Below are 19,614 nucleotides of genomic sequence, written 5' to 3'. Positions count from 1 at the left end.
TTTGGCGCTAGATCACAGGCATAATTTTCAGTACGTTATAGGGCGTTTGTTACTAATTTATTTTAACGGAGTAACATTTAGCTCGTACATGAGCAGCTTGTGTGGCTCCTGACACAGGCAAACCATCATCAATAAAACCGATGGAAGGGAATATCATGCGAATTGGCATACCAAGAGAACGGTTAACCAATGAAACCCGTGTTGCAGCAACGCCAAAAACAGTGGAACAGCTGCTGAAACTGGGTTTTACCGTCGCGGTAGAGAGCGGCGCGGGTCAACTGGCAAGTTTTGACGATAAAGCGTTTGTGCAAGCGGGCGCTGAAATTGTAGAAGGGAATAGCGTCTGGCAGTCAGAGATCATTCTGAAGGTCAATGCGCCGTTAGATGATGAAATTGCGTTACTGAATCCTGGGACAACGCTGGTGAGTTTTATCTGGCCTGCGCAGAATCCGGAATTAATGCAAAAACTTGCGGAACGTAACGTGACCGTGATGGCGATGGACTCTGTGCCGCGTATCTCACGCGCACAATCGCTGGACGCACTAAGCTCGATGGCGAACATCGCCGGTTATCGCGCCATTGTTGAAGCGGCACATGAATTTGGGCGCTTCTTTACCGGGCAAATTACTGCGGCCGGGAAAGTGCCACCGGCAAAAGTGATGGTGATTGGTGCGGGTGTTGCAGGTCTGGCCGCCATTGGCGCAGCAAACAGTCTCGGCGCGATTGTGCGTGCATTCGACACCCGCCCGGAAGTGAAAGAACAAGTTCAAAGTATGGGCGCGGAATTCCTCGAGCTGGATTTTAAAGAGGAAGCTGGCAGCGGCGATGGCTATGCCAAAGTGATGTCGGACGCGTTCATCAAAGCGGAAATGGAACTCTTTGCCGCCCAGGCAAAAGAGGTCGATATCATTGTCACCACCGCGCTTATTCCAGGCAAACCAGCGCCGAAGCTAATTACCCGTGAAATGGTTGACTCCATGAAGGCGGGCAGTGTGATTGTCGACCTGGCAGCCCAAAACGGCGGCAACTGTGAATACACCGTGCCGGGTGAAATCTTCACTACGGAAAATGGTGTCAAAGTGATTGGTTATACCGATCTTCCGGGCCGTCTGCCGACGCAATCCTCACAGCTTTACGGCACAAACCTCGTTAATCTGCTGAAACTGTTGTGCAAAGAGAAAGACGGCAATATCACTGTTGATTTTGATGATGTGGTGATTCGCGGCGTGACCGTGATCCGTGCGGGCGAAATTACCTGGCCGGCACCGCCGATTCAGGTATCAGCTCAGCCGCAGGCGGCACAAAAAGCGGCACCGGAAGTGAAAACTGAGGAAAAATGTACCTGCTCACCGTGGCGTAAATACGCGTTGATGGCGCTGGCAATCATTCTTTTTGGCTGGATGGCAAGCGTTGCGCCGAAAGAATTCCTTGGGCACTTCACCGTTTTCGCGCTGGCCTGCGTTGTCGGTTATTACGTGGTGTGGAATGTATCGCACGCGCTGCATACACCGTTGATGTCGGTCACCAACGCGATTTCAGGGATTATTGTTGTCGGAGCACTGTTGCAGATTGGCCAGGGCGGCTGGGTTAGCTTCCTTAGTTTTATCGCGGTGCTTATAGCCAGCATTAATATTTTCGGTGGCTTCACCGTGACTCAGCGCATGCTGAAAATGTTCCGCAAAAATTAAGGGGTAACATATGTCTGGAGGATTAGTTACAGCTGCATACATTGTTGCCGCGATCCTGTTTATCTTCAGTCTGGCCGGTCTTTCGAAACATGAAACGTCTCGCCAGGGTAACAACTTCGGTATCGCCGGGATGGCGATTGCGTTAATCGCAACCATTTTTGGACCGGATACGGGTAATGTTGGCTGGATCTTGCTGGCGATGGTCATTGGTGGGGCAATTGGTATCCGTCTGGCGAAGAAAGTTGAAATGACCGAAATGCCAGAACTGGTGGCGATCCTGCATAGCTTCGTGGGTCTGGCGGCAGTGCTGGTTGGCTTTAACAGCTATCTGCATCATGACGCGGGAATGGCACCGATTCTGGTCAATATTCACCTGACGGAAGTGTTCCTCGGTATCTTCATCGGGGCGGTAACGTTCACGGGTTCGGTGGTGGCGTTCGGCAAACTGTGTGGCAAGATTTCGTCTAAACCATTGATGCTGCCAAACCGTCACAAAATGAACCTGGCGGCTCTGGTCGTTTCCTTCCTGCTGCTGATTGTATTTGTTCGCACGGACAGCGTCGGCCTGCAAGTGCTGGCATTGCTGATAATGACCGCAATTGCGCTGGTATTCGGCTGGCATTTAGTCGCCTCCATCGGTGGTGCAGATATGCCAGTGGTGGTGTCGATGCTGAACTCGTACTCCGGCTGGGCGGCTGCGGCTGCGGGCTTTATGCTCAGCAACGACCTGCTGATTGTGACCGGTGCGCTGGTCGGTTCTTCGGGGGCTATCCTTTCTTACATTATGTGTAAGGCGATGAACCGTTCCTTTATCAGCGTTATTGCGGGTGGTTTCGGCACCGACGGCTCTTCTACTGGCGATGATCAGGAAGTAGGTGAGCACCGCGAAATCACCGCAGAAGAGACAGCGGAACTGCTGAAAAACTCCCATTCAGTGATCATTACTCCGGGGTACGGCATGGCAGTCGCGCAGGCGCAATATCCTGTCGCTGAAATTACTGAGAAATTGCGCGCTCGTGGTATTAATGTGCGTTTCGGTATCCACCCGGTCGCGGGGCGTTTGCCTGGACATATGAACGTATTGCTGGCTGAAGCAAAAGTACCGTATGACATCGTGCTGGAAATGGACGAGATCAATGATGACTTTGCTGATACCGATACCGTACTGGTGATTGGTGCTAACGATACGGTTAACCCGGCGGCGCAGGATGATCCGAAGAGTCCGATTGCTGGTATGCCTGTGCTGGAAGTGTGGAAAGCGCAGAACGTGATTGTCTTTAAACGTTCGATGAACACTGGCTATGCTGGTGTGCAAAACCCGCTGTTCTTCAAGGAAAACACCCACATGCTGTTTGGTGACGCCAAAGCCAGCGTGGATGCAATCCTGAAAGCTCTGTAACCCTGACGGCCTCTGCTGAGGCCGTCACTCTTTATTGAGATCGCTTAACAGAACGGCGATGCTTTGACCTCCCGCTGTTTGTTCAAGCGCAATTTTGACAATAATTGTCAACGGCACGGAAAGCAGCATACCCACCGGTCCTAACAACCATCCCCAAAAAATCAACGACAAAAATACCACCAATGTGGAAAGCCCCAGCCCACGCCCCATGATACGCGGCTCCAGAATATTGCCGAAGACCAGATTAATCAGCAGATATCCCGCCAGCACCAGCAACGCTTCGTAGAAGCCATTAAACACCAGTACCTGAGCGATAGGGGGGATTGCCGCGAGGACTGAACCAATATTCGGGATGTAATTAAGCGCAAAGGCCAGCAATCCCCAGACAAAAGCGAAGCGAACATCGAGTGCGGCGAGCATCGCCCAGGCGACCAGGCCGGTGATGATGCTGATGGCTGTTTTCAGCACCAGATAATGAGAAACACTGTCAATCGCACGTTGAATCGCCGCCATCCCTTCAACCGGACGCGCCATCATTTGCTGAAATTTTCCGGGCAATTGTGGCACTTCGAGCAGCATAAACAGCACCGTCAGCAGCAATAAAAATATTGATGACATGGCATTAGATAACTGCGTCAATAAGTTGGTGAGCAACGTCATCGCCGCGTTCGGATCAATATAATGCGCCAGCTGGTCAACTGAGACGTCAATCCCTACGCGTTGCAACAACGGTTCAAGCGCTTGCAGCGGCGTCATAATAGAGTTGCGATATTGCGGTAACGTCCGCGTCAACTCGTTGAGCGCGGAACCCAGATAAGCTAATAGCAACACCATCGCCATCACGATGATGGTCATCAAAATCGACACCGCCAGTACACGCGGCACACGCCAGCGGACCATGTGTTGCACCAGCGGGTTAAGAATAACAGCAATAAATAATGCGAGAATAAACGGCACGATGATCTCGGCGGCAAAACGGATACCGCAGAGAATAATGACCAGCATTCCCAACATAATGACGATTTTTAGGCCATTGAGCGTGATGATCGGCTTTGCCATGCTTGTCCCCGTTTTTTCTTCCTTTGCTAATAATAATGTCTTTTTCGCTCCGTCATCATAACGAAAATCAAACCGCTCAGGTAAAGAAGTGAAAATATTTTGAGTTAATTCTTAAGCTATGATACAAATCAGGCGTGTTCAACTACCGAGGACAATTATCATCCGCGATGACGAGAAGCAACACTGCGGATAATTGTAATATTATGGACAATTTGTTCAGGACGTTATTTTCTACATTTACCCATCTTCGTACCTCATCCACTATCTTGCTCGTAGGTGAGCAGCACTGGCGCAACGCGCTTTAGTCCTTTCTTCTGCCAAAGCTTGCGCTATGCGCGGGGCTTGACCACTTTACTTTGGTTTCGCTGAATTAAGCGAAAATTAAAATAATTCTCTTGCAGGAGAAGGACAATGTATATTTATTGGATTTTATTAGGTCTGGCTATTGCTACAGAAATTACCGGTACGCTGTCAATGAAATGGGCGAGCGTCAGTGAGGGAAATGGCGGCTTTATTTTAATGCTGGTGATGATTTCTCTGTCGTATATATTTCTCTCTTTCGCCGTTAAAAAAATCGCCTTAGGCGTAGCTTATGCGCTGTGGGAAGGTATCGGTATTTTATTTATTACCTTGTTTAGCGTTTTGTTATTCGACGAAAGTTTATCGCTGATGAAAATTGCCGGGTTAACCACCCTGGTCGCCGGGATTGTGTTGATAAAATCAGGTACCCGTAAAGCGCGTAAACCTGAACTGGAGGTGAACCATGGCGCAGTTTGAATGGGTTCACGCCGCCTGGCTGGCATTGGCAATCGTGCTGGAAATCGTTGCTAACGTCTTTTTGAAATTTTCTGACGGCTTTCGTCGCAAAATATTTGGCTTGCTCTCCCTGGCGGCGGTGCTGGCTGCCTTTAGTGCGCTTTCTCAAGCCGTTAAAGGGATCGACTTGTCTGTCGCTTATGCATTGTGGGGCGGGTTTGGTATTGCCGCCACGTTAGCCGCAGGTTGGATCTTGTTTGGTCAACGGTTAAATCGTAAAGGCTGGATTGGCCTGGTCTTGCTGTTGGCTGGAATGATCATGGTGAAACTTGCCTGATGAAGACGCTGCCCGCGCTGTCGGGCAGCGTTTGAACATTATTTTTGCGACAGTTGATCCAGCTTGTCGCGAAAACCGGTAACAGAAATGGCCCGGTTATCGGCGCGCCAGCGATCTTTCGCGGCAGGAGCCGAACTTTGCACCCCAATTAATTGCCAGCCGTCATCGGTATGCAACATCAGAGGCGAACCGCTGTCACCCGGCAAGGTATCGCACTGATGTGACATCACCGACGTTTGCGCCCAGCCAGTCACTTCACAGTTTTGATGACTGTACAACGTATCGAGATGATCTTCAGGGTAGCCTGCCTGAGTCACTTTACGACCTGCCGCTTTTAATGCGGCGGTAAGCGCGGCTTTATCTCCCTCAAATAACGGCAACGGCGTAATGCCAGAAGGGGGATTACGTAGCACAATCAATCCGAAGTCCCACGGCGCGGCTGCGGGAGGTACAATCCAACCATCCCCATCTGCTTTTAACCGCTTTCCCAGTGTCGGATCAACGCGGCCTTCTATGTCGTGGATCTCATAGCGCCAAAGACCTTTATTTGACACAAAACGCAGCGCCACTGCTTTATCGGCTTTACCCTTTGGAGGTGTCAATAAACAGTGTCCTGCCGTTAATGCCAGATTGGGTGCAATCAGCGTCGCCGTACATAAATTGCCGCTGGCCGTTTCCAGTTGCCCAACCGCATCCCACGGTGATTGGGTCGTGTCATTCACTGGCACACGATCATCATGACCAAAAAACAGGGTGCTGACCTCATCGTTTGCCGATTTGGCAACGTCTGGTTTATCTGCAAACACAAAAGCAGACGTCAAACTAATTGCACCCAACACTACAGCAATGGTTGTACGCATATCACACTCTGGTGGGTAATTATGATTATTAAAAGCAAACCCTCATAAATACTATAGACGGGACGGGATGAAAGTGGGAGTAAAATCAGATGACTACAGTCAGGAAAGATAAAAACGGGCGGCAATCAGTGCGCATAAAATAAGAATGATAAGAATGAACTCAAAGCGATAACGGCCCACCATACTACCCTCCGCTAAAGGCGGTGCTAAACGTTACCCGCTTAGCACCGTAATTTTCAGGCGCGAGGGGGCGCGCCAGCATTACTGTTGAAAACTTACGCTGCGGGTTGTGCAGCAGGTTTTGCCGGTTGCTGATGGCTGTGTTTCTTGGCGTGTTTCTTCGCTGCCTGCGCTTTTTGTTCAGGGGCTTTCTGTTCAGCTTTCGTATTTTTATGATGCTTTTTAGCCGCCTGCGCTTTCTGGGCAGGTGCTGCTTTATGCTGTTTTTTATGATGTGTAGTTTTCGCCGGCGCTGCTTTGGTGGTCGTCGCAGTCGGAGCAGGTGTGGTCGCAGTCTCTGCAGCAAAGGCGGCAGAAGACAGACCCATAGCAGCGGCAACAACCAGAGCTAATACTTTTTTCATTGTCATACCCTCAATTTGTTTTTTCATTTAACCCCACTGCGGGGCCGTTGAAATAACTATATCCCTGGGAATGGCAGACTTCCGTGAGTGGTTGGTTTCAGCGTGTAACGATATGTACAAACGCTGAATAAATTACAGCGTTGATAATAACGTATTGTGACTTAAGGAAAATTTAGCTACCAATAATAGTAGTCTTGATCGGGTTAACTATTTTACTACTTACAAAGCGGTAGAATAACTGCGCATCAGTAATAAATGACACACAGCAAAATGAATCCGTTTATTTGGGTACTTATAATCCTTATGACGCTAGATGCGCTGCGGGAATTGGCTGGCGCTTCGTCTATTTTAGGATGGCTATTAACGTTGGTTTGAGCTGGCAATAAGTCCGGACGGGTATTTACCGCAGTCCGGACTTATTTTTCAGGCGTGCAGACGACGATGCAAACGCGTCCCGACCAGCAGAGCAATGACCAGCATCAGAGCAATAAATGCGCCGACGCCGTTCCAGCCATAGTTATGCCAGAAAACACCACCCAGCGTCCCGGCAATACTCGACCCCAGATAGTAACTGAACAGATACAGCGAGGAGGCCTGGCCTTTAGCGCGTTTTGCGCGGGGGCCGATCCAGCTGCTGGCTACTGAGTGGGCTGCGAAGAATCCTGCTGAGAAGAGTAACATTCCGGCAAAGATCAGCCACAGCGAGCTGAATAAGGTCATCAGTAAACCAAACAGCATAACCCCCGTCGAAAACAACATCACTGGACCACGCCCATAGCGGGTGGTCATGGTTCCGGCTTTGGGTGAGCTCCATGTACCGGTCAAATAAGCCAGCGATAATAAGCCAACCACGGCCTGACTGACATGCCAGGGGGAGAGCATCAACCGATAGCCGATGTAATTAAACAGCGTGACGAACGACCCCATCAGCAAAAAGCCTTCTGCGAACAATAACGGTAATCCCCGGTCACGCCAGTGCAGACGAAAGTTGATAAACAACGTCTTAGGGCGCAGCGAAGTCGGGCGAAAATGGCGTGATTCAGGGAGGATTTTCCAGAACATCAACGCCGAGGCCAGCGCGAAACAACCGATTGCCGCCAGAGCAATTCGCCAGTTGAAAAAGTCCGTGAAGACACCGCTAATTAAGCGTCCGCTCATGCCGCCAATTGAGTTGCCGCTGATATACAACCCCATTGAAAAGGCCACGAAACTGGGATGGATTTCCTCGCTAAGATAAGTCATGCCAACAGCTGCCACGCCACTTAACGAAAGCCCAATCAAGGCGCGCATAATCAAAATGCCGTGCCAGCTGGTCATCATTGTCGAAAGTAACGTACAAATGGAGGCCAACAGTAGCGCCGTGACCATCACTGGTTTGCGACCAATGGCATCGGATAGCGGGCCAGTAAACAGCAAACCAATAGCCAACATCGCCGTGGAAATGGACAGTGAAATACTACTGTTCGCGGGGGTTAAGCCAAACTCCTGCGAAAGCACCGGAAGGATAGGCTGCACACAATAGAGAAGTGCAAATGTTGCCAGTCCGGCAGAGAACAGCGCCAGGGTGACGCGCATAAATTGCGGCGTACCGCGTTTAATAAATTGATTTGGCTGAGAAATGCTTTGCTTGTCAGTGTCGCTTGCCGGAGCGCCATCAACAGTTGTAGTACGGCTCACTTGAAATCCTTGCTAAATATGCCTGTAGATCAGGCTTATACATAGGGTAGGAAAATCGAATTGTTCTGTCTAATATATTAATAATCTCAAATAAGATGTTTTAAATATGAATATTGAACTTCGTCATCTGCGTTACTTTGTTGCTGTTGCGGAAGAGCTGCATTTCGGGCGCGCCGCTGCCCGCCTGAATATTTCGCAACCGCCGCTAAGTCAGCAGATTCAGGCGCTGGAGCAACAAATTGGTGCCCGACTGCTGGCACGAACCAATCGCAGTGTATTGCTGACGGCAGCAGGAAAACAGTTTCTTGCAGATAGTCGGCAAATCCTGTCTATGGTGGATGACGCTGCCGCTCGCGCTGAAAGGCTGCATCAGGGTGAAGCGGGGGAGTTGCGCATTGGTTTTACTTCGTCGGCTCCTTTTATTCGGGCGGTGTCCGATACGTTATCGCTGTTTCGCCGTGATTATCCTGATGTCCATTTACAAACCCGCGAAATGAACACTCGCGAGCAAATCGCTCCGCTCATTGAAGGAACGCTGGATATGGGATTGCTGCGTAACACAGCGTTACCGGAGTCGCTTGAACACGCAGTCATCGTCCATGAACCGCTTATGGCGATGATCCCGCACGATCATCCCCTGGCAAATAACCCGAATGTAACGCTGGCTGAACTGGCGAAAGAACCCTTTGTCTTTTTTGATCCGCACGTCGGGACAGGGCTGTATGACGATATTCTCGGGCTGATGCGACGTTACCATTTGACGCCCGTCATCACTCAGGAGGTGGGCGAGGCAATGACCATCATCGGTCTGGTTTCCGCCGGTCTGGGTGTTTCAATTTTGCCTGCGTCATTTAAACGTGTTCAGCTCAACGAAATGCGCTGGGTGCCGATTGCTGAAGAGGATGCGGTTTCTGAAATGTGGTTGGTCTGGCCGAAACATCATGAACAAAGTCCGGCTGCGCGTAACTTTCGTATTCATCTGCTGAATGCTCTCAGGTGAGGGAAATTTCAGCGAAAAAGCCCGAAAAATGTGCTGTTAATCACATGCCTAAGTAAAAATTTGACGACACGTATTGAAGTGCTTCACCATAGCCTACAGATTATTTCGGAGCGCGAAAATATAGGGAGTATGCGGTGGTTGCTGAAAACCAGCCTGGGCACATTGATCAAATAAAGCAGACCAACGCGGGCGCGGTTTATCGCCTGATTGATCAGCTTGGTCCAGTCTCGCGTATCGATCTTTCCCGTCTGGCGCAACTGGCTCCTGCCAGTATCACTAAAATTGTCCGTGAGATGCTCGAAGCACACCTGGTGCAAGAGCTGGAAATCAAAGAAGCGGGGAACCGTGGCCGTCCGGCGGTGGGGCTGGTGGTTGAAACTGAAGCTTGGCACTATCTTTCTCTGCGCATTAGTCGCGGGGAGATTTTCCTTGCTCTGCGCGATCTGAGCAGCAAACTGGTGGTGGAAGAGTCGCAGGAACTGGCGTTAAAAGATGACTTGCCATTGCTGGATCGTATTATTTCCCATATCGATCAGTTTTTTATCCGCCACCAGAAAAAACTTGAGCGTCTAACTTCGATTGCCATAACCTTGCCGGGAATTATTGATACGGAAAATGGTATTGTACATCGCATGCCGTTCTACGAGGATGTAAAAGAGATGCCGCTCGGCGAGGCGCTGGAGCAGCATACCGGCGTTCCGGTTTATATTCAGCATGATATCAGCGCATGGACGATGGCAGAGGCCTTGTTTGGTGCCTCACGCGGGGCGCGCGATGTGATTCAGGTGGTTATCGATCACAACGTGGGGGCGGGCGTCATTACCGATGGTCATCTGCTACACGCAGGCAGCAGTAGTCTCGTGGAAATAGGCCACACACAGGTCGACCCGTATGGGAAACGCTGTTATTGCGGGAATCACGGCTGCCTCGAAACCATCGCCAGCGTGGACAGTATTCTTGAGCTGGCACAGCTGCGTCTTAATCAATCCATGAGCTCGATGTTACATGGACAACCGTTAACCGTGGACTCATTGTGTCAGGCGGCATTGCGCGGCGATCTACTGGCAAAAGACATCATTACCGGGGTGGGCGCGCATGTCGGGCGCATTCTTGCCATCATGGTGAATTTATTTAACCCACAAAAAATACTGATTGGCTCACCGTTAAGTAAAGCGGCAGATATCCTCTTCCCGGTCATCTCAGACAGCATCCGTCAGCAGGCCCTTCCTGCGTATAGTCAGCACATCAGCGTTGAGAGTACTCAGTTTTCTAACCAGGGCACGATGGCAGGCGCTGCACTGGTAAAAGACGCGATGTATAACGGTTCTTTGTTGATTCGTCTGTTGCAGGGTTAACATTTTTTAACTGTTCTACCAAAATTTGCGCTATCTCAATTTGGGCCAGGAAAGCATAACTTAGACTTTCAAGGTTAATTATTTTCCTGGTTTATATTTGTGAAGCATAACGGTGGAGTTAGTGATGCTGAAGCGTTTCTTTATTACCGGTACAGACACTTCTGTAGGGAAAACGGTGGTTTCCCGCGCATTGCTACAAGCGTTAGCCTCCCAGGGAAAAACGGTTGCGGGATATAAACCCGTAGCGAAGGGGAGCAAAGAGACACCCGAAGGGCTGCGTAATAAAGATGCCCTGGTGTTGCAGAGTGTTTCAACCATCGAACTGCCTTATGAAGCAGTTAATCCTATCGCGTTAAGCGAAGAAGAAAGTAGCGTGGCGCACAGTTGCCCAATCAATTACACCCTCATTTCAAACGGCCTGGCAAACCTGACCGAAAAAGTCGATCATGTCGTGGTAGAAGGGACTGGCGGCTGGCGCAGTCTGATGAATGATTTGCGTCCACTCTCTGAATGGGTAGTGCAGGAACAACTGCCGGTGTTGATGGTTGTCGGTATTCAGGAAGGTTGCATTAACCATGCACTGCTAACAGCTCAGGCGATCGCCAACGACGGGCTGCCGCTCATTGGCTGGGTGGCTAACCGAATCAACCCAGGACTGGCGCATTATGCGGAAATCATTGATGTGCTGGGTAAAAAACTTCCGGCACCGCTCATTGGTGAACTGCCTTATCTGCCGCGCGCCGAACAGCGTGAACTGGGGCAATACATCCGCTTAGCTATGCTGCGCAGTGTGCTGGCGGTAGATAGAGTCACGGTGTAACGTCCGCGAAATTACCGACGCAATTACGCAGGCAATCAATAAACCGGGGAGTAGCTGATACTCCCCGGTCATTTCACATATCATCAACGTCGACATAATCGGCGCGTGCGTGGTCGCCGCCAACAGTGTCGCCATCCCGGTCAATCCGAGTAAAAGTGTAATTTCTTCGCCATCAGGGAACCATAATCCCAGGCTACGACCATACAACATGCCAATGGCAAGACCGATAAATAGCGTCGGTGTAAAGACCCCACCGGGTGCGCCGGAACCGCTACTCGCCAGCACGGCACACAGTTTACAAAGGAAGATCCCGGCAATGATCATTAACAGTGGTGGGGCGGTTAAAAAGGATTGTACGGTGCTATAGCCGTTGCCCCACACTGCAGGTGTGAACAGGGAAAGCAGACCCACGATCAACCCGCCTAGTGCCAGTTGCCAGGGCGGCGCAAGTTTGAGACTCACAAATCCACGATGACAGGCGTTCATTAACGTTAACAACAGTGGTCCGCACAGACCTGCCAGCACACCTGTACTGATAATCAGCGCATAGTCACGAGCCTGAACCGTCACTGAGAGTTGTACGTTGTAGAGTAACGCGTCGCTATGATTAATCAGATTGCTAACCAGCAATGCCACGACGGCGGAAATAATCACCGGGCCGAGAGAGGCCAACATCATAGTGCCAAACAGCACTTCGGCTATAAATAAACTGCCAGCAAGCGGGGCACGATAGGCCGCAGCCATTCCCGCCGCGGCCCCACAGGCGATCCATAATTTCCACTCCTGGCGTGGCGTAAAACGTTGGGCAAAACAGGAGGCGGCAAGGGCAGCTAAAAGAATCATCGCACCTTCGCGACCAATTGCACTGCCGCTGGTTACTACCAGCAGAGAGGCAAGCGATTTAACCAGGCTTGCTGCGTAATCGAACTGTCCATCGGTTTGCAACGCTTCCATGTAATCGGTCGGCGCATGAGGGCGTTGTTGGGTAAATTTCTGCCAGCCCATCAGCAACAAACCCGCCGCCAGTCCGCCGAGCGCCGGAGTTAGCAACCGTCGCCAGGGGGAAAGGTTTGTCGCTGCATTGACCAGACTGCCGGAGTCATTATTGAGGAACAACCACTCCAGTAGCAGCATCGCATGACGAAACCCGGCAACGGCAAAGGCCGCGAGAATACCGACGACTGTTGCGATAAGCAGACGGCGGAACATAGTGCGCAGATCCGGATAGATGTGTAGATGATGCATGAGCAGAAATGGGCAATGAAACACGGGCGACTATTTTGCGGCAAAAGAGGCCAGCCGCAAAAGCAGTGCGTGCTTTAAGAGATAAAAAAACGTGACACTGTAACCTATTATTGCCGGATTGCGCGTAATCGTCACCATCCGGCAATATTACGGTGATCCTATCGAAACAGCGGTTTAACCGCGACAGGAATTAACAGTTGTGATTGCCATTGCGCCAGCGTTAAGCGAGCCAGTTCACCCAGTGCACGGTAGAAAGGGTGTTCTGCTTTTTCGATAAAAACATCAAGAAAACGTGTTGACCACGGAAAAAGGTGCCATGCCAGCAATTCTTCGCATTCTGTCTGGCGACCATTCTCCGCCAACCACGCAGCCATCAACAGCAGTGAACCAAAATGATCTTCCGGTTCGTTTTGCTTCATTTCAAACTGAATGCCTTTCTCGCGCATCCACTGACGAAGTGCCAATGTTGAATCGCCAAACAGCACAGATTCGCGATCCAGCCAGACCGACCCCCACGGCGGAGACGGCAGTGCCCACGGGCCGACAAACAAACGCTGCCAGGCCTGGGCGTGAGTCTCTTCACACTGTGTCTGAAAAGCCGTCACCAGCGGCGCTAGTGACGCTTCTGGTAGAGGCCACTGAGTTTCCCAGCCGTCACTGGTGAGTACCGCAACCAGAGGTGCGGCTTCCGCACTCTCTGGAGCGTAATAAAACAGCGCGCCCAACACGCGCGCCGCGACAGAAAAATTATCTTGCTGTGAAAAATGGGTCATTCCTAACATCCTGAAATGTGCGGGTTGCCCCGCACCAATTTGTTAACCTGCAATAGCCATTCCTACTGTCATGTGCAGGCCATAAAAGAGCACACGCCCGATCATCTCACCGCCAAGTATGAGGATTAGCCCCAGAATAAGTCCGGCAACGTGAGGTTCACGGCGACGAATGAGCGGGCAAAGCCAGCATCCAAGACCTGCGCATAACAATACCACACGCCAGACCTGTAAGGAGGCGTAATCTGGTACCAGTGCGCTGGCTTGTTGCACGGATGAGTGAATAGACGCCAGAGACAAACCTTGCAGCACAATCACCCCGGCACAAGCGATCAGCGCCAGAACGCTAATGATGGCAAATGGTGTGGTATTAAATGTAACGCGAGCTGCCCGCAGAATTGCGGCAGCAAGTATTGGACCGCTCAACAATACCGTCAGGAAGAAAGCCAGCGTAGTGTAACCGTTATGCCAGGTTGGCACGGTGTCGATTTGATACACGCAGGTCATCATCCAGACGAAAATGACGCCGAGCGCCATGCTGAAAAGTAACCAGAGTTTCCCCAACGCTTGCGGCATTTTACCGATGACTGCCACCAGCCACCATAATCCGCCAACGGCAAAAATATGGAACCGGCAGCAATCTCGTTACTCAGACCAGAAGCTCCGATTCGATTCAGCGAGTTAAACGCCCGCAGTGGCGATCCCAGGTGCATGACAGAGGCAATAAACCCGACGCCCATCAACAGCCAGAGGAAAAACATGCCACGGACAATACGCTGACGGTCTGCGTCATTTTTGGCGGCGAACCAGCCAATTCCGCTAACAATCAGCGCGCCTACTACGCATTGACCCAATACGGTAAAGATAACCAGTGGCCACTCATGCCATCCATTTCCCATTTTACACTTCCTCCGGATTAGCCAGATAACCAGTGGTATCGCCGGTCGGGCGGCTGTTGGCGTTAGGTTTGATAACGATATTGGGTTTTGTGAAATGCGCGCGCGGCAGTGGCGCGACGGCAGCAAGAGTGCCGTGCTTCTGGCGCAGCTCTTCAATTGGACCGAACTCAAGTGCACGCAGCGGGCAGGATTCGACACATATGGGTTGTTTCCCCTCGGCGACGCGCGAATAACAACCATCGCACTTCGTCATGTGCCCTTTTTCAGCATTGTACTGTGGCGCGCCGTACGGACAAGCCATGTGGCAGTAGCGGCAGCCGATACAAACATCTTCATCAACCACCACAAAGCCATCTTCACGCTTATGCATTGCGCCGCTGGGGCAGACTTTTGTACATGCGGGGTCATCGCAATGGTTACAGGAGATGGAGAGATAATAAGCGAACACGTTCTGGTGCCAGACGCCATTATCTTCCTGCCAGTCGCCGCCAGCGTATTCATAAATACGGCGGAAACTGACTTCCGGGCCAAGATCTTTAAAATCTTTGCACGCCAGTTCGCAGGTTTTACAGCCAGTACAGCGGCTGGAATCGATAAAAAATCCATATTGTGTGGTCATGGGCTACTCCTTAAACCTTTTCGATCTGGACAAGATTGCTGTGCGACGGGTTTCCCTTTGCCAGCGGTGAAGGGCGGTGAGAGGTCAGAATATTGATACTGCCGCCGTGATCGACCCGGTCACCAAACATATCCGCTTTAAGCCACGCACCTTGCCCGATGGCGGTAACGCCAGGCAGAATACGCGGAGTCACTTTTGCGGCAATCAGCATTTCTCCATTATTGTTAAATACCCGCACGGTATCGCCATGACGGATACCGCGTGCCTGAGCATCAATGGGGTTGATCCACACCTCTTGTGGGCAGGCCTGCTGTAACACATCAATATTGCCGTAGCTGGAGTGGGTACGCGCTTTGTAATGGAAGCCCGTTAACTGCAGTGGATAGGTTTTCCGCAGGGGATCGTCCCAGCCATCAAAACCTGGGGTATACGCAGGAAGGGGATGAATAATTTCATCTTTTTTCAATTCCCAGGTATCTGCAATCTTCGCCAGTCGTTCAGAATAAATTTCGATTTTCCCCGAAGGTGTTTTCAACGGGTTTGCCTGTGGATCTTCACGGAATGCGCGGAAAGCGACGTAGTGTTCTTCCGGGCATTTTTTCTTAAAGATCCCGGTCGTTTTCATCTCCTCGTAGTCGGGCATCTCAGGGTTACGTTCCTTCGTTTTCGCATGGAGATATTTGATCCATTCATGCTGACTGCGACCTTCAGTAAAGGTTTGATAAACGTCTGGTCCTAAGCGTTTGGCGACTTCACTCAGCATCCAGTAGATGGGTTTGCGTTCAAATTTTGCTGAGGTTGCGGGTTGGGCGAGGATCACATAGCCCATATTCCCTGCAGATTCATGAGAGATAAGGTCTTCTTGCTCTGTTGGCATCAGGTCGGGCAACAGGATATCGCAATACTTAGCCGAGGCCGTCATGAAGTGGTCAATGCCAACAATCATCTCGCACTTGCTGTCATCCTGAAGCACCTCATGGGTGTGATTGATGTCGCCATGTTGATTGATCAATGTGTTACTGGCGTAGCACCATAAAAACTTGATGGGGACATCCAGTTTTTCTTTTCCACGAACACCATCACGGGTCGCGGTCATTTCCGTACCATGGTCGATGGCATCTGTCCATGTAAAGACGGAAATCTGTGTTTTAACAGGATTCTCGAGCATCGGGAACCATTCTACCCCCAGATCCCAGCTACCTTCGCGTACGCCTGAGTTGCCGCCGTTTATGCCGACGTTGCCGGTGAGAACGGAAAGCATGGCAATAGCGCGGGATGTTTGCTCGCCGTTGGAATGTCGTTGTGGCCCCCAACCCTGACAAATATAAGCAGGTTTTGCTGAACCGATCTCTCGTGCCAACTGGATAATTTTTTCTGCCGGGATGCTGGTGATTTTTGCTGCCCATTCCGGCGTTTTAGCTATGCCGTCAGGCCCTTCGCCCAGAATATAGGCTTTATAATGCGCGTTACGTGGTGCGTTGGCGGGCAGCGTTTTTTCATCGTAACCAACACAATATTTGTCGAGAAATGGCTGATCGACCATGTTTTCAGTAATCAGTACCCAGGCAATCGCACAGGCCAGTGCGCCATCGGTGCCAGGGCGAATGGGCAGCCATTCATCTTCACGCCCGGCAGCAGTGTCGTTATAACGTGGATCGATGACGATCATGCGTGCGTTTGAACGTTCGCGGGCTTGCTCGACGTAGTAAGTGACACCACCGCCGCTCATCCGCGTTTCTGCCGGGTTATTTCCGAACATAACGACCAGTTTCGTATTGGCGATATCATCCGGGCTGTTGCCATCATTGGCACCGAACATATAACTCATTGCGGCACTGATCTGTGCGGTACTGTAGCTGCCATAGCGACTGAGAAAACCACCGCAAGAGTTCATCAGACGGTACGGGACGTTTGAGTTGGTGATGTTTCCGCCATCTACACCTGTTCCGTACAGGACATGTACAGCCTCATTGCCGTAATCTTTTAGGATCCGCCGAAGATTATCACTGATGGTATCCAGGGCTTCGTCCCAACTTATCCGTTCAAATTTACCTTCACCGCGCTTGCCGACGCGCTTCATGGGATATTTCAACCTATCAGGATGATTCATCCGTCGGCGGATAGAGCGCCCGCGTAAACACGCGCGAACCTGATGATTACCGTAGACGTCGTCACCTGTCGTATCAGACTCCACCCAGTACACGGTGTCATCTTTCACATGCAAACGTAACAGACAGCGGCTCCCGCAGTTAACGGTGCAGGAACTCCAGACCGCTTTCTCTTCTACCGGAACCTCTGCCGCCCGAACCATTTGGGAAAATGGCAGAGTGAAAGCACTGCTTGCCAGCGCGAGACTGCCAAGTGCGGAGGTTTTCATCAGACTTCTACGGCTGATTTCAGCCTTCATGAGCGCCTCTGTGGTATGGATTTTCATCATTACTCACTTATTGCTTTTCAAACAAAATGTCATGCCAGAATTTATGGTTGTAGTGGGTTATATTTTTTCGATCTCGACCAGATTAGTGTGCTGCGGGTTTCCCTTCGCCAGTGGTGAAGGGCGCAGAGTGGTTAGCGTATTCACACAGCCGCCATGGTCGATTTTATCGCCAGACATATTGGCCTCGTGCCAGGCTCCCTGGCCCATAGCGCTAACTCCAGGGAGAATACGTGGTGTCACTTTGGCTGGTAGCCGAACTTCGCCACGATGGTTAAACACCCGCACCATATCGCCGTTGGCAATCCCACGTTTCTGCGCATCTATAGGGTTGATCCACACCTCCTGACGGCAGGCTGCTTTCAGGACATCAATGTTGCCGTAGGTCGAGTGAGTACGGGATTTGTAATGGAAACCAAACAGTTGCAGTGGGAAGGTTCTACGTTCAGGGGAGTCCCAGCCTTCAAAGGTAGAGGCATAAACTGGCAGTGGGCTTATCACTTCATCTTTTTCCAGTTCCCAGGTACGGGCAATTTCCGCCAGCTTGCTGGAATAAATTTCAATCTTACCGGAAGGTGTTTTAAGTGGATTTGCCTCGGGGTCGTCACGAAATGCTTTGTAGGCGACAAAATGACCATTGGGATCTTTACGCTTATAGATACCCATTTTTTTCAGTTCGTCGTAAGACGGTAACGCCGGATCTTTGGCAAGCATTTTGGCGTACAGATGTTGTAACCATTGTTCCTGCGTGCGACCTTCAGTGAACTTTTGATAGACGTCAGGTCCAAGACGTTTCGCGACTTCACTCAGGATCCAGTAAATCGGTTTGCGTTCGAATTTTTCGCTGGTGACAGGCTGGAGGAAAATGAGATATCCCATGTTACCGGCGTAGTCGTTAGGAATAATATCTTCCTGCTCAACGGTCATCAGGTCTGGCAGCAGAATGTCGGCATATTTTGCCGATGAGGTCATAAAGTTTTCGATGACCACAATCATTTCGCATTTCGATTCGTCCTGCAGAATTTCATGCGTTTTGTTGATGTCAGAATGCTGATTAACGAGGGTATTTCCCGCGAAGTTCCAGATGAACTTAATGGGCACATCCAGTTTATCTTTGCCCCGGACGCCGTCGCGGATTGCCGTCATTTTGGGGCCATGATCGATAGCATCTGTCCAGCTGAAGCAGGAAATTGACGTTTTGACCGGATTATCCAGCACCGGCAGGCGCTCTATGGTAATGGTATAGGTCGATTCACGCGCGCCACTATTTCCGCCGCTGATGCCGACATTGCCCGTCAGAATAGGCAACATAGCAATAGCGCGTGCGGTCAGCTCGCCGTTTGCCTGGCGTTGTGGCCCCCAGCCCTGGCAGGTATAAGCGGGTTTTGCTGTGCCAATTTCACGCGCCAGTTTGATGATACGGTCCACCGGGATACCGGTAATTTGCGAAGCCCACTGCGGCGTTTTCGCTGTTTTATCGTCACCTTCACCAAGAATATAGGCTTTATAGTGACCATTTTTGGGTGCATCTGCGGGTAAGGTTTTTTCGTCATAGCCGACGCAGTATTTATCGAGAAAAGGTTGATCAACGAGATTTTCGTTAATCAATACCCAGGCAATACCCGCAACCAGCGCGGCATCGGTGCCCGGGCGAATAGGAAGCCATTCATCTTCACGACCAGCAGCCGTATCGGTATATCGCGGATCGATAACAATCATTTTGGCGTTCGATTTCTCGCGCGCTTTTTCAAGAAGATAAGTGATGCCACCGCCGCTCATGCGGGTTTCTGCCGGGTTGTTACCAAACATCACGACCAGCTTGCTGTTTTCAATATCCGTGGTGCTGTTGCCATCATTACTGCCGTAGGTGTAGGGCATGGCACAGGAAATTTGCGCAGTGCTGTAGGAGCCATACTGGTTGAGTGAACCGCCGTAGCAGTTCATCAGGCGTTTGACCGCCGAGGCTGATGGCGAAGAGCGGGTCATATTGCCGCCAACAATCCCCGAAGAGTACTGAATATATACAGCCTCATTGCCAGGTAATGACTCCAACTTATTGATAGTGTTTTATGTTCAGATAATGCCCGATGACTTTGTCATGCAGCTCCACCG

The 19,614-nt window shown here is 50.8% G+C and carries 19 protein-coding genes and 1 pseudogene; 8 read left to right on the top strand and 12 right to left on the bottom strand.

The features are described 5' to 3' along the window. The first annotated feature begins 155 nt into the window (after positions 1 to 155). Positions 156 to 1,688 carry a Re/Si-specific NAD(P)(+) transhydrogenase subunit alpha gene (gene pntA / locus RTW80_RS07085; protein ID WP_001300486.1) on the top strand — a complete coding sequence of 511 codons (1,533 nt, stop codon included), beginning with the start codon at positions 156 to 158 and terminating at the stop codon, positions 1,686 to 1,688. Between the two features lie 10 nt (positions 1,689 to 1,698). After that, complete coding sequence (gene pntB / locus RTW80_RS07080) at positions 1,699 to 3,087, top strand: Re/Si-specific NAD(P)(+) transhydrogenase subunit beta (protein WP_000014036.1); 1,389 nt, start codon at positions 1,699 to 1,701, stop codon at positions 3,085 to 3,087. Positions 3,088 to 3,111: 24 nt separating this feature from the next. On the opposite strand, the gene tqsA is transcribed toward pntB, so the two are convergent. Continuing rightward, complete coding sequence (gene tqsA / locus RTW80_RS07075; protein ID WP_001118241.1) at positions 3,112 to 4,146, bottom strand: AI-2 transporter TqsA; 1,035 nt, start codon at positions 4,144 to 4,146, stop codon at positions 3,112 to 3,114. Between the two features lie 411 nt (positions 4,147 to 4,557). Here tqsA and mdtJ point away from each other — a divergent pair, with 411 nt between their 5' ends. Both mdtJ and mdtI read left to right on the top strand, forming a co-directional pair. After that, entirely contained in the window at positions 4,558 to 4,923 is a 366-nt protein-coding gene (gene mdtJ, locus RTW80_RS07070) for a multidrug/spermidine efflux SMR transporter subunit MdtJ (RefSeq protein WP_000276149.1), read from the top strand. Further along, a complete protein-coding gene (gene mdtI, locus RTW80_RS07065) occupies positions 4,910 to 5,239 on the top strand; it encodes a multidrug/spermidine efflux SMR transporter subunit MdtI (protein ID WP_000046661.1) in 330 nt (109 codons plus the stop codon). The genes mdtJ and mdtI overlap by 14 nt, the downstream gene beginning before the upstream one ends. 38 nt (positions 5,240 to 5,277) lie before the next feature. Here mdtI and RTW80_RS07060 read toward each other — a convergent pair whose 3' ends face one another. The 3 genes from RTW80_RS07060 to asr all read right to left on the bottom strand — a co-directional run bounded on the left by RTW80_RS07060 (position 5,278) and on the right by asr (position 6,683). After that, positions 5,278 to 6,099 carry a trypsin-like serine peptidase gene (locus RTW80_RS07060; protein WP_001260849.1) on the bottom strand — a complete coding sequence of 274 codons (822 nt, stop codon included), beginning with the start codon at positions 6,097 to 6,099 and terminating at the stop codon, positions 5,278 to 5,280. 99 nt (positions 6,100 to 6,198) lie between these two features. Continuing rightward, positions 6,199 to 6,282 (bottom strand): hypothetical protein, encoded by an 84-nt coding sequence (locus tag RTW80_RS07055; protein ID WP_000233090.1) that lies wholly within the window; start codon positions 6,280 to 6,282, stop codon positions 6,199 to 6,201. Between the two features lie 92 nt (positions 6,283 to 6,374). Then, entirely contained in the window at positions 6,375 to 6,683 is a 309-nt protein-coding gene (gene asr, locus RTW80_RS07050; protein ID WP_001414237.1) for an acid resistance repetitive basic protein Asr, read from the bottom strand. Positions 6,684 to 6,938: 255 nt separating this feature from the next. On the opposite strand from asr, the gene RTW80_RS31275 reads away from it, so the two are divergent. Beyond that, a complete protein-coding gene (locus tag RTW80_RS31275; RefSeq protein ID WP_001299090.1) occupies positions 6,939 to 7,058 on the top strand; it encodes a KPN_01571 family protein in 120 nt (39 codons plus the stop codon). 48 nt (positions 7,059 to 7,106) lie between these two features. On the opposite strand, the gene RTW80_RS07045 is transcribed toward RTW80_RS31275, so the two are convergent. Next, the gene (locus tag RTW80_RS07045) at positions 7,107 to 8,360 is read right to left on the bottom strand and encodes an MFS transporter (protein ID WP_000091840.1); all 1,254 of its coding nucleotides are present in this window, start codon (positions 8,358 to 8,360) and stop codon (positions 7,107 to 7,109) included. A gap of 106 nt (positions 8,361 to 8,466) precedes the next feature. Between RTW80_RS07045 and RTW80_RS07040 the strand changes: the two genes are divergently transcribed. The 3 genes from RTW80_RS07040 (at position 8,467) to bioD (ending at position 11,535) form a co-directional block, all read left to right on the top strand. Next, entirely contained in the window at positions 8,467 to 9,360 is an 894-nt protein-coding gene (locus RTW80_RS07040) for a LysR family transcriptional regulator (protein WP_001019525.1), read from the top strand. Between the two features lie 134 nt (positions 9,361 to 9,494). Beyond that, positions 9,495 to 10,715 carry a sugar metabolism global transcriptional regulator Mlc gene (mlc, locus tag RTW80_RS07035; RefSeq protein WP_000225262.1) on the top strand — a complete coding sequence of 407 codons (1,221 nt, stop codon included), beginning with the start codon at positions 9,495 to 9,497 and terminating at the stop codon, positions 10,713 to 10,715. 124 nt (positions 10,716 to 10,839) lie between these two features. Continuing rightward, positions 10,840 to 11,535 (top strand): dethiobiotin synthase, encoded by a 696-nt coding sequence (gene bioD, locus RTW80_RS07030; protein ID WP_000919231.1) that lies wholly within the window; start codon positions 10,840 to 10,842, stop codon positions 11,533 to 11,535. On the opposite strand, the gene clcB is transcribed toward bioD, so the two are convergent. The 7 genes and pseudogenes from clcB to RTW80_RS31270 form a co-directional block, all read right to left on the bottom strand. Beyond that, complete coding sequence (gene clcB, locus RTW80_RS07025) at positions 11,488 to 12,780, bottom strand: voltage-gated ClC-type chloride channel ClcB (protein ID WP_001315626.1); 1,293 nt, start codon at positions 12,778 to 12,780, stop codon at positions 11,488 to 11,490. The genes bioD and clcB overlap by 48 nt on opposite strands. Positions 12,781 to 12,938: 158 nt before the next feature. Continuing rightward, a complete protein-coding gene (gene dmsD / locus RTW80_RS07020) occupies positions 12,939 to 13,553 on the bottom strand; it encodes a Tat proofreading chaperone DmsD (protein WP_000148710.1) in 615 nt (204 codons plus the stop codon). Between the two features lie 42 nt (positions 13,554 to 13,595). Continuing rightward, a pseudogene (gene ynfH / locus RTW80_RS07015) lies at positions 13,596 to 14,449 on the bottom strand (selenate reductase membrane anchor subunit YnfH). 1 nt (position 14,450) lies between these two features. Then, on the bottom strand, positions 14,451 to 15,068 hold the full coding sequence (ynfG, locus tag RTW80_RS07010; RefSeq protein ID WP_000213028.1) for a DMSO reductase like molybdoenzyme iron-sulfur subunit YnfG: 618 nt from the start codon (positions 15,066 to 15,068) through the stop codon (positions 14,451 to 14,453). A 10-nt stretch (positions 15,069 to 15,078) separates the two neighbouring features. Next, positions 15,079 to 17,502, bottom strand: a complete 2,424-nt coding sequence (gene ynfF, locus RTW80_RS07005) for a selenate/tellurate reductase subunit YnfF (RefSeq protein WP_001433342.1) — start codon at positions 17,500 to 17,502, stop codon at positions 15,079 to 15,081. A gap of 60 nt (positions 17,503 to 17,562) precedes the next feature. Further along, positions 17,563 to 19,554: a DMSO/selenate family reductase complex A subunit gene (locus tag RTW80_RS07000; RefSeq protein ID WP_074152923.1), complete on the bottom strand. Its 1,992-nt coding sequence runs from the start codon at positions 19,552 to 19,554 to the stop codon at positions 17,563 to 17,565. Between the two features lies 1 nt (position 19,555). Then, positions 19,556 to 19,612 (bottom strand): IS1 family transposase, encoded by a 57-nt coding sequence (locus tag RTW80_RS31270; protein ID WP_003032489.1) that lies wholly within the window; start codon positions 19,610 to 19,612, stop codon positions 19,556 to 19,558. Between the last annotated feature and the right edge of the window lie 2 nt (positions 19,613 to 19,614).

The sequence above is a fragment of the Escherichia sp. AM3 genome, from assembly GCF_032029835.1.
Lineage (GTDB): Bacteria > Pseudomonadota > Gammaproteobacteria > Enterobacterales > Enterobacteriaceae > Escherichia > Escherichia coli.
This window is presented reverse-complemented; position numbering and strand designations above follow the sequence as displayed.

What these genes read in the sequence shown, in the direction of transcription:
- pntA (WP_001300486.1), top strand. Translation starts at nt 156, where the DNA reads ATGCGAATTGGCATACCAAGAGAACGGTTAACCAATGAAACCCGTGTT.
- pntB (WP_000014036.1), top strand. Translation starts at nt 1,699, where the DNA reads ATGTCTGGAGGATTAGTTACAGCTGCATACATTGTTGCCGCGATCCTG.
- tqsA (WP_001118241.1), bottom strand. Translation starts at nt 4,146, where the DNA reads ATGGCAAAGCCGATCATCACGCTCAATGGCCTAAAAATCGTCATTATG.
- mdtJ (WP_000276149.1), top strand. Translation starts at nt 4,558, where the DNA reads ATGTATATTTATTGGATTTTATTAGGTCTGGCTATTGCTACAGAAATT.
- mdtI (WP_000046661.1), top strand. Translation starts at nt 4,910, where the DNA reads ATGGCGCAGTTTGAATGGGTTCACGCCGCCTGGCTGGCATTGGCAATC.
- RTW80_RS07060 (WP_001260849.1), bottom strand. Translation starts at nt 6,099, where the DNA reads ATGCGTACAACCATTGCTGTAGTGTTGGGTGCAATTAGTTTGACGTCT.
- RTW80_RS07055 (WP_000233090.1), bottom strand. Translation starts at nt 6,282, where the DNA reads ATGGTGGGCCGTTATCGCTTTGAGTTCATTCTTATCATTCTTATTTTA.
- asr (WP_001414237.1), bottom strand. Translation starts at nt 6,683, where the DNA reads ATGAAAAAAGTATTAGCTCTGGTTGTTGCCGCTGCTATGGGTCTGTCT.
- RTW80_RS31275 (WP_001299090.1), top strand. Translation starts at nt 6,939, where the DNA reads ATGACACACAGCAAAATGAATCCGTTTATTTGGGTACTTATAATCCTT.
- RTW80_RS07040 (WP_001019525.1), top strand. Translation starts at nt 8,467, where the DNA reads ATGAATATTGAACTTCGTCATCTGCGTTACTTTGTTGCTGTTGCGGAA.
- bioD (WP_000919231.1), top strand. Translation starts at nt 10,840, where the DNA reads ATGCTGAAGCGTTTCTTTATTACCGGTACAGACACTTCTGTAGGGAAA.
- clcB (WP_001315626.1), bottom strand. Translation starts at nt 12,780, where the DNA reads ATGCATCATCTACACATCTATCCGGATCTGCGCACTATGTTCCGCCGT.
- dmsD (WP_000148710.1), bottom strand. Translation starts at nt 13,553, where the DNA reads ATGACCCATTTTTCACAGCAAGATAATTTTTCTGTCGCGGCGCGCGTG.
- ynfG (WP_000213028.1), bottom strand. Translation starts at nt 15,068, where the DNA reads ATGACCACACAATATGGATTTTTTATCGATTCCAGCCGCTGTACTGGC.
- ynfF (WP_001433342.1), bottom strand. Translation starts at nt 17,502, where the DNA reads ATGAAAATCCATACCACAGAGGCGCTCATGAAGGCTGAAATCAGCCGT.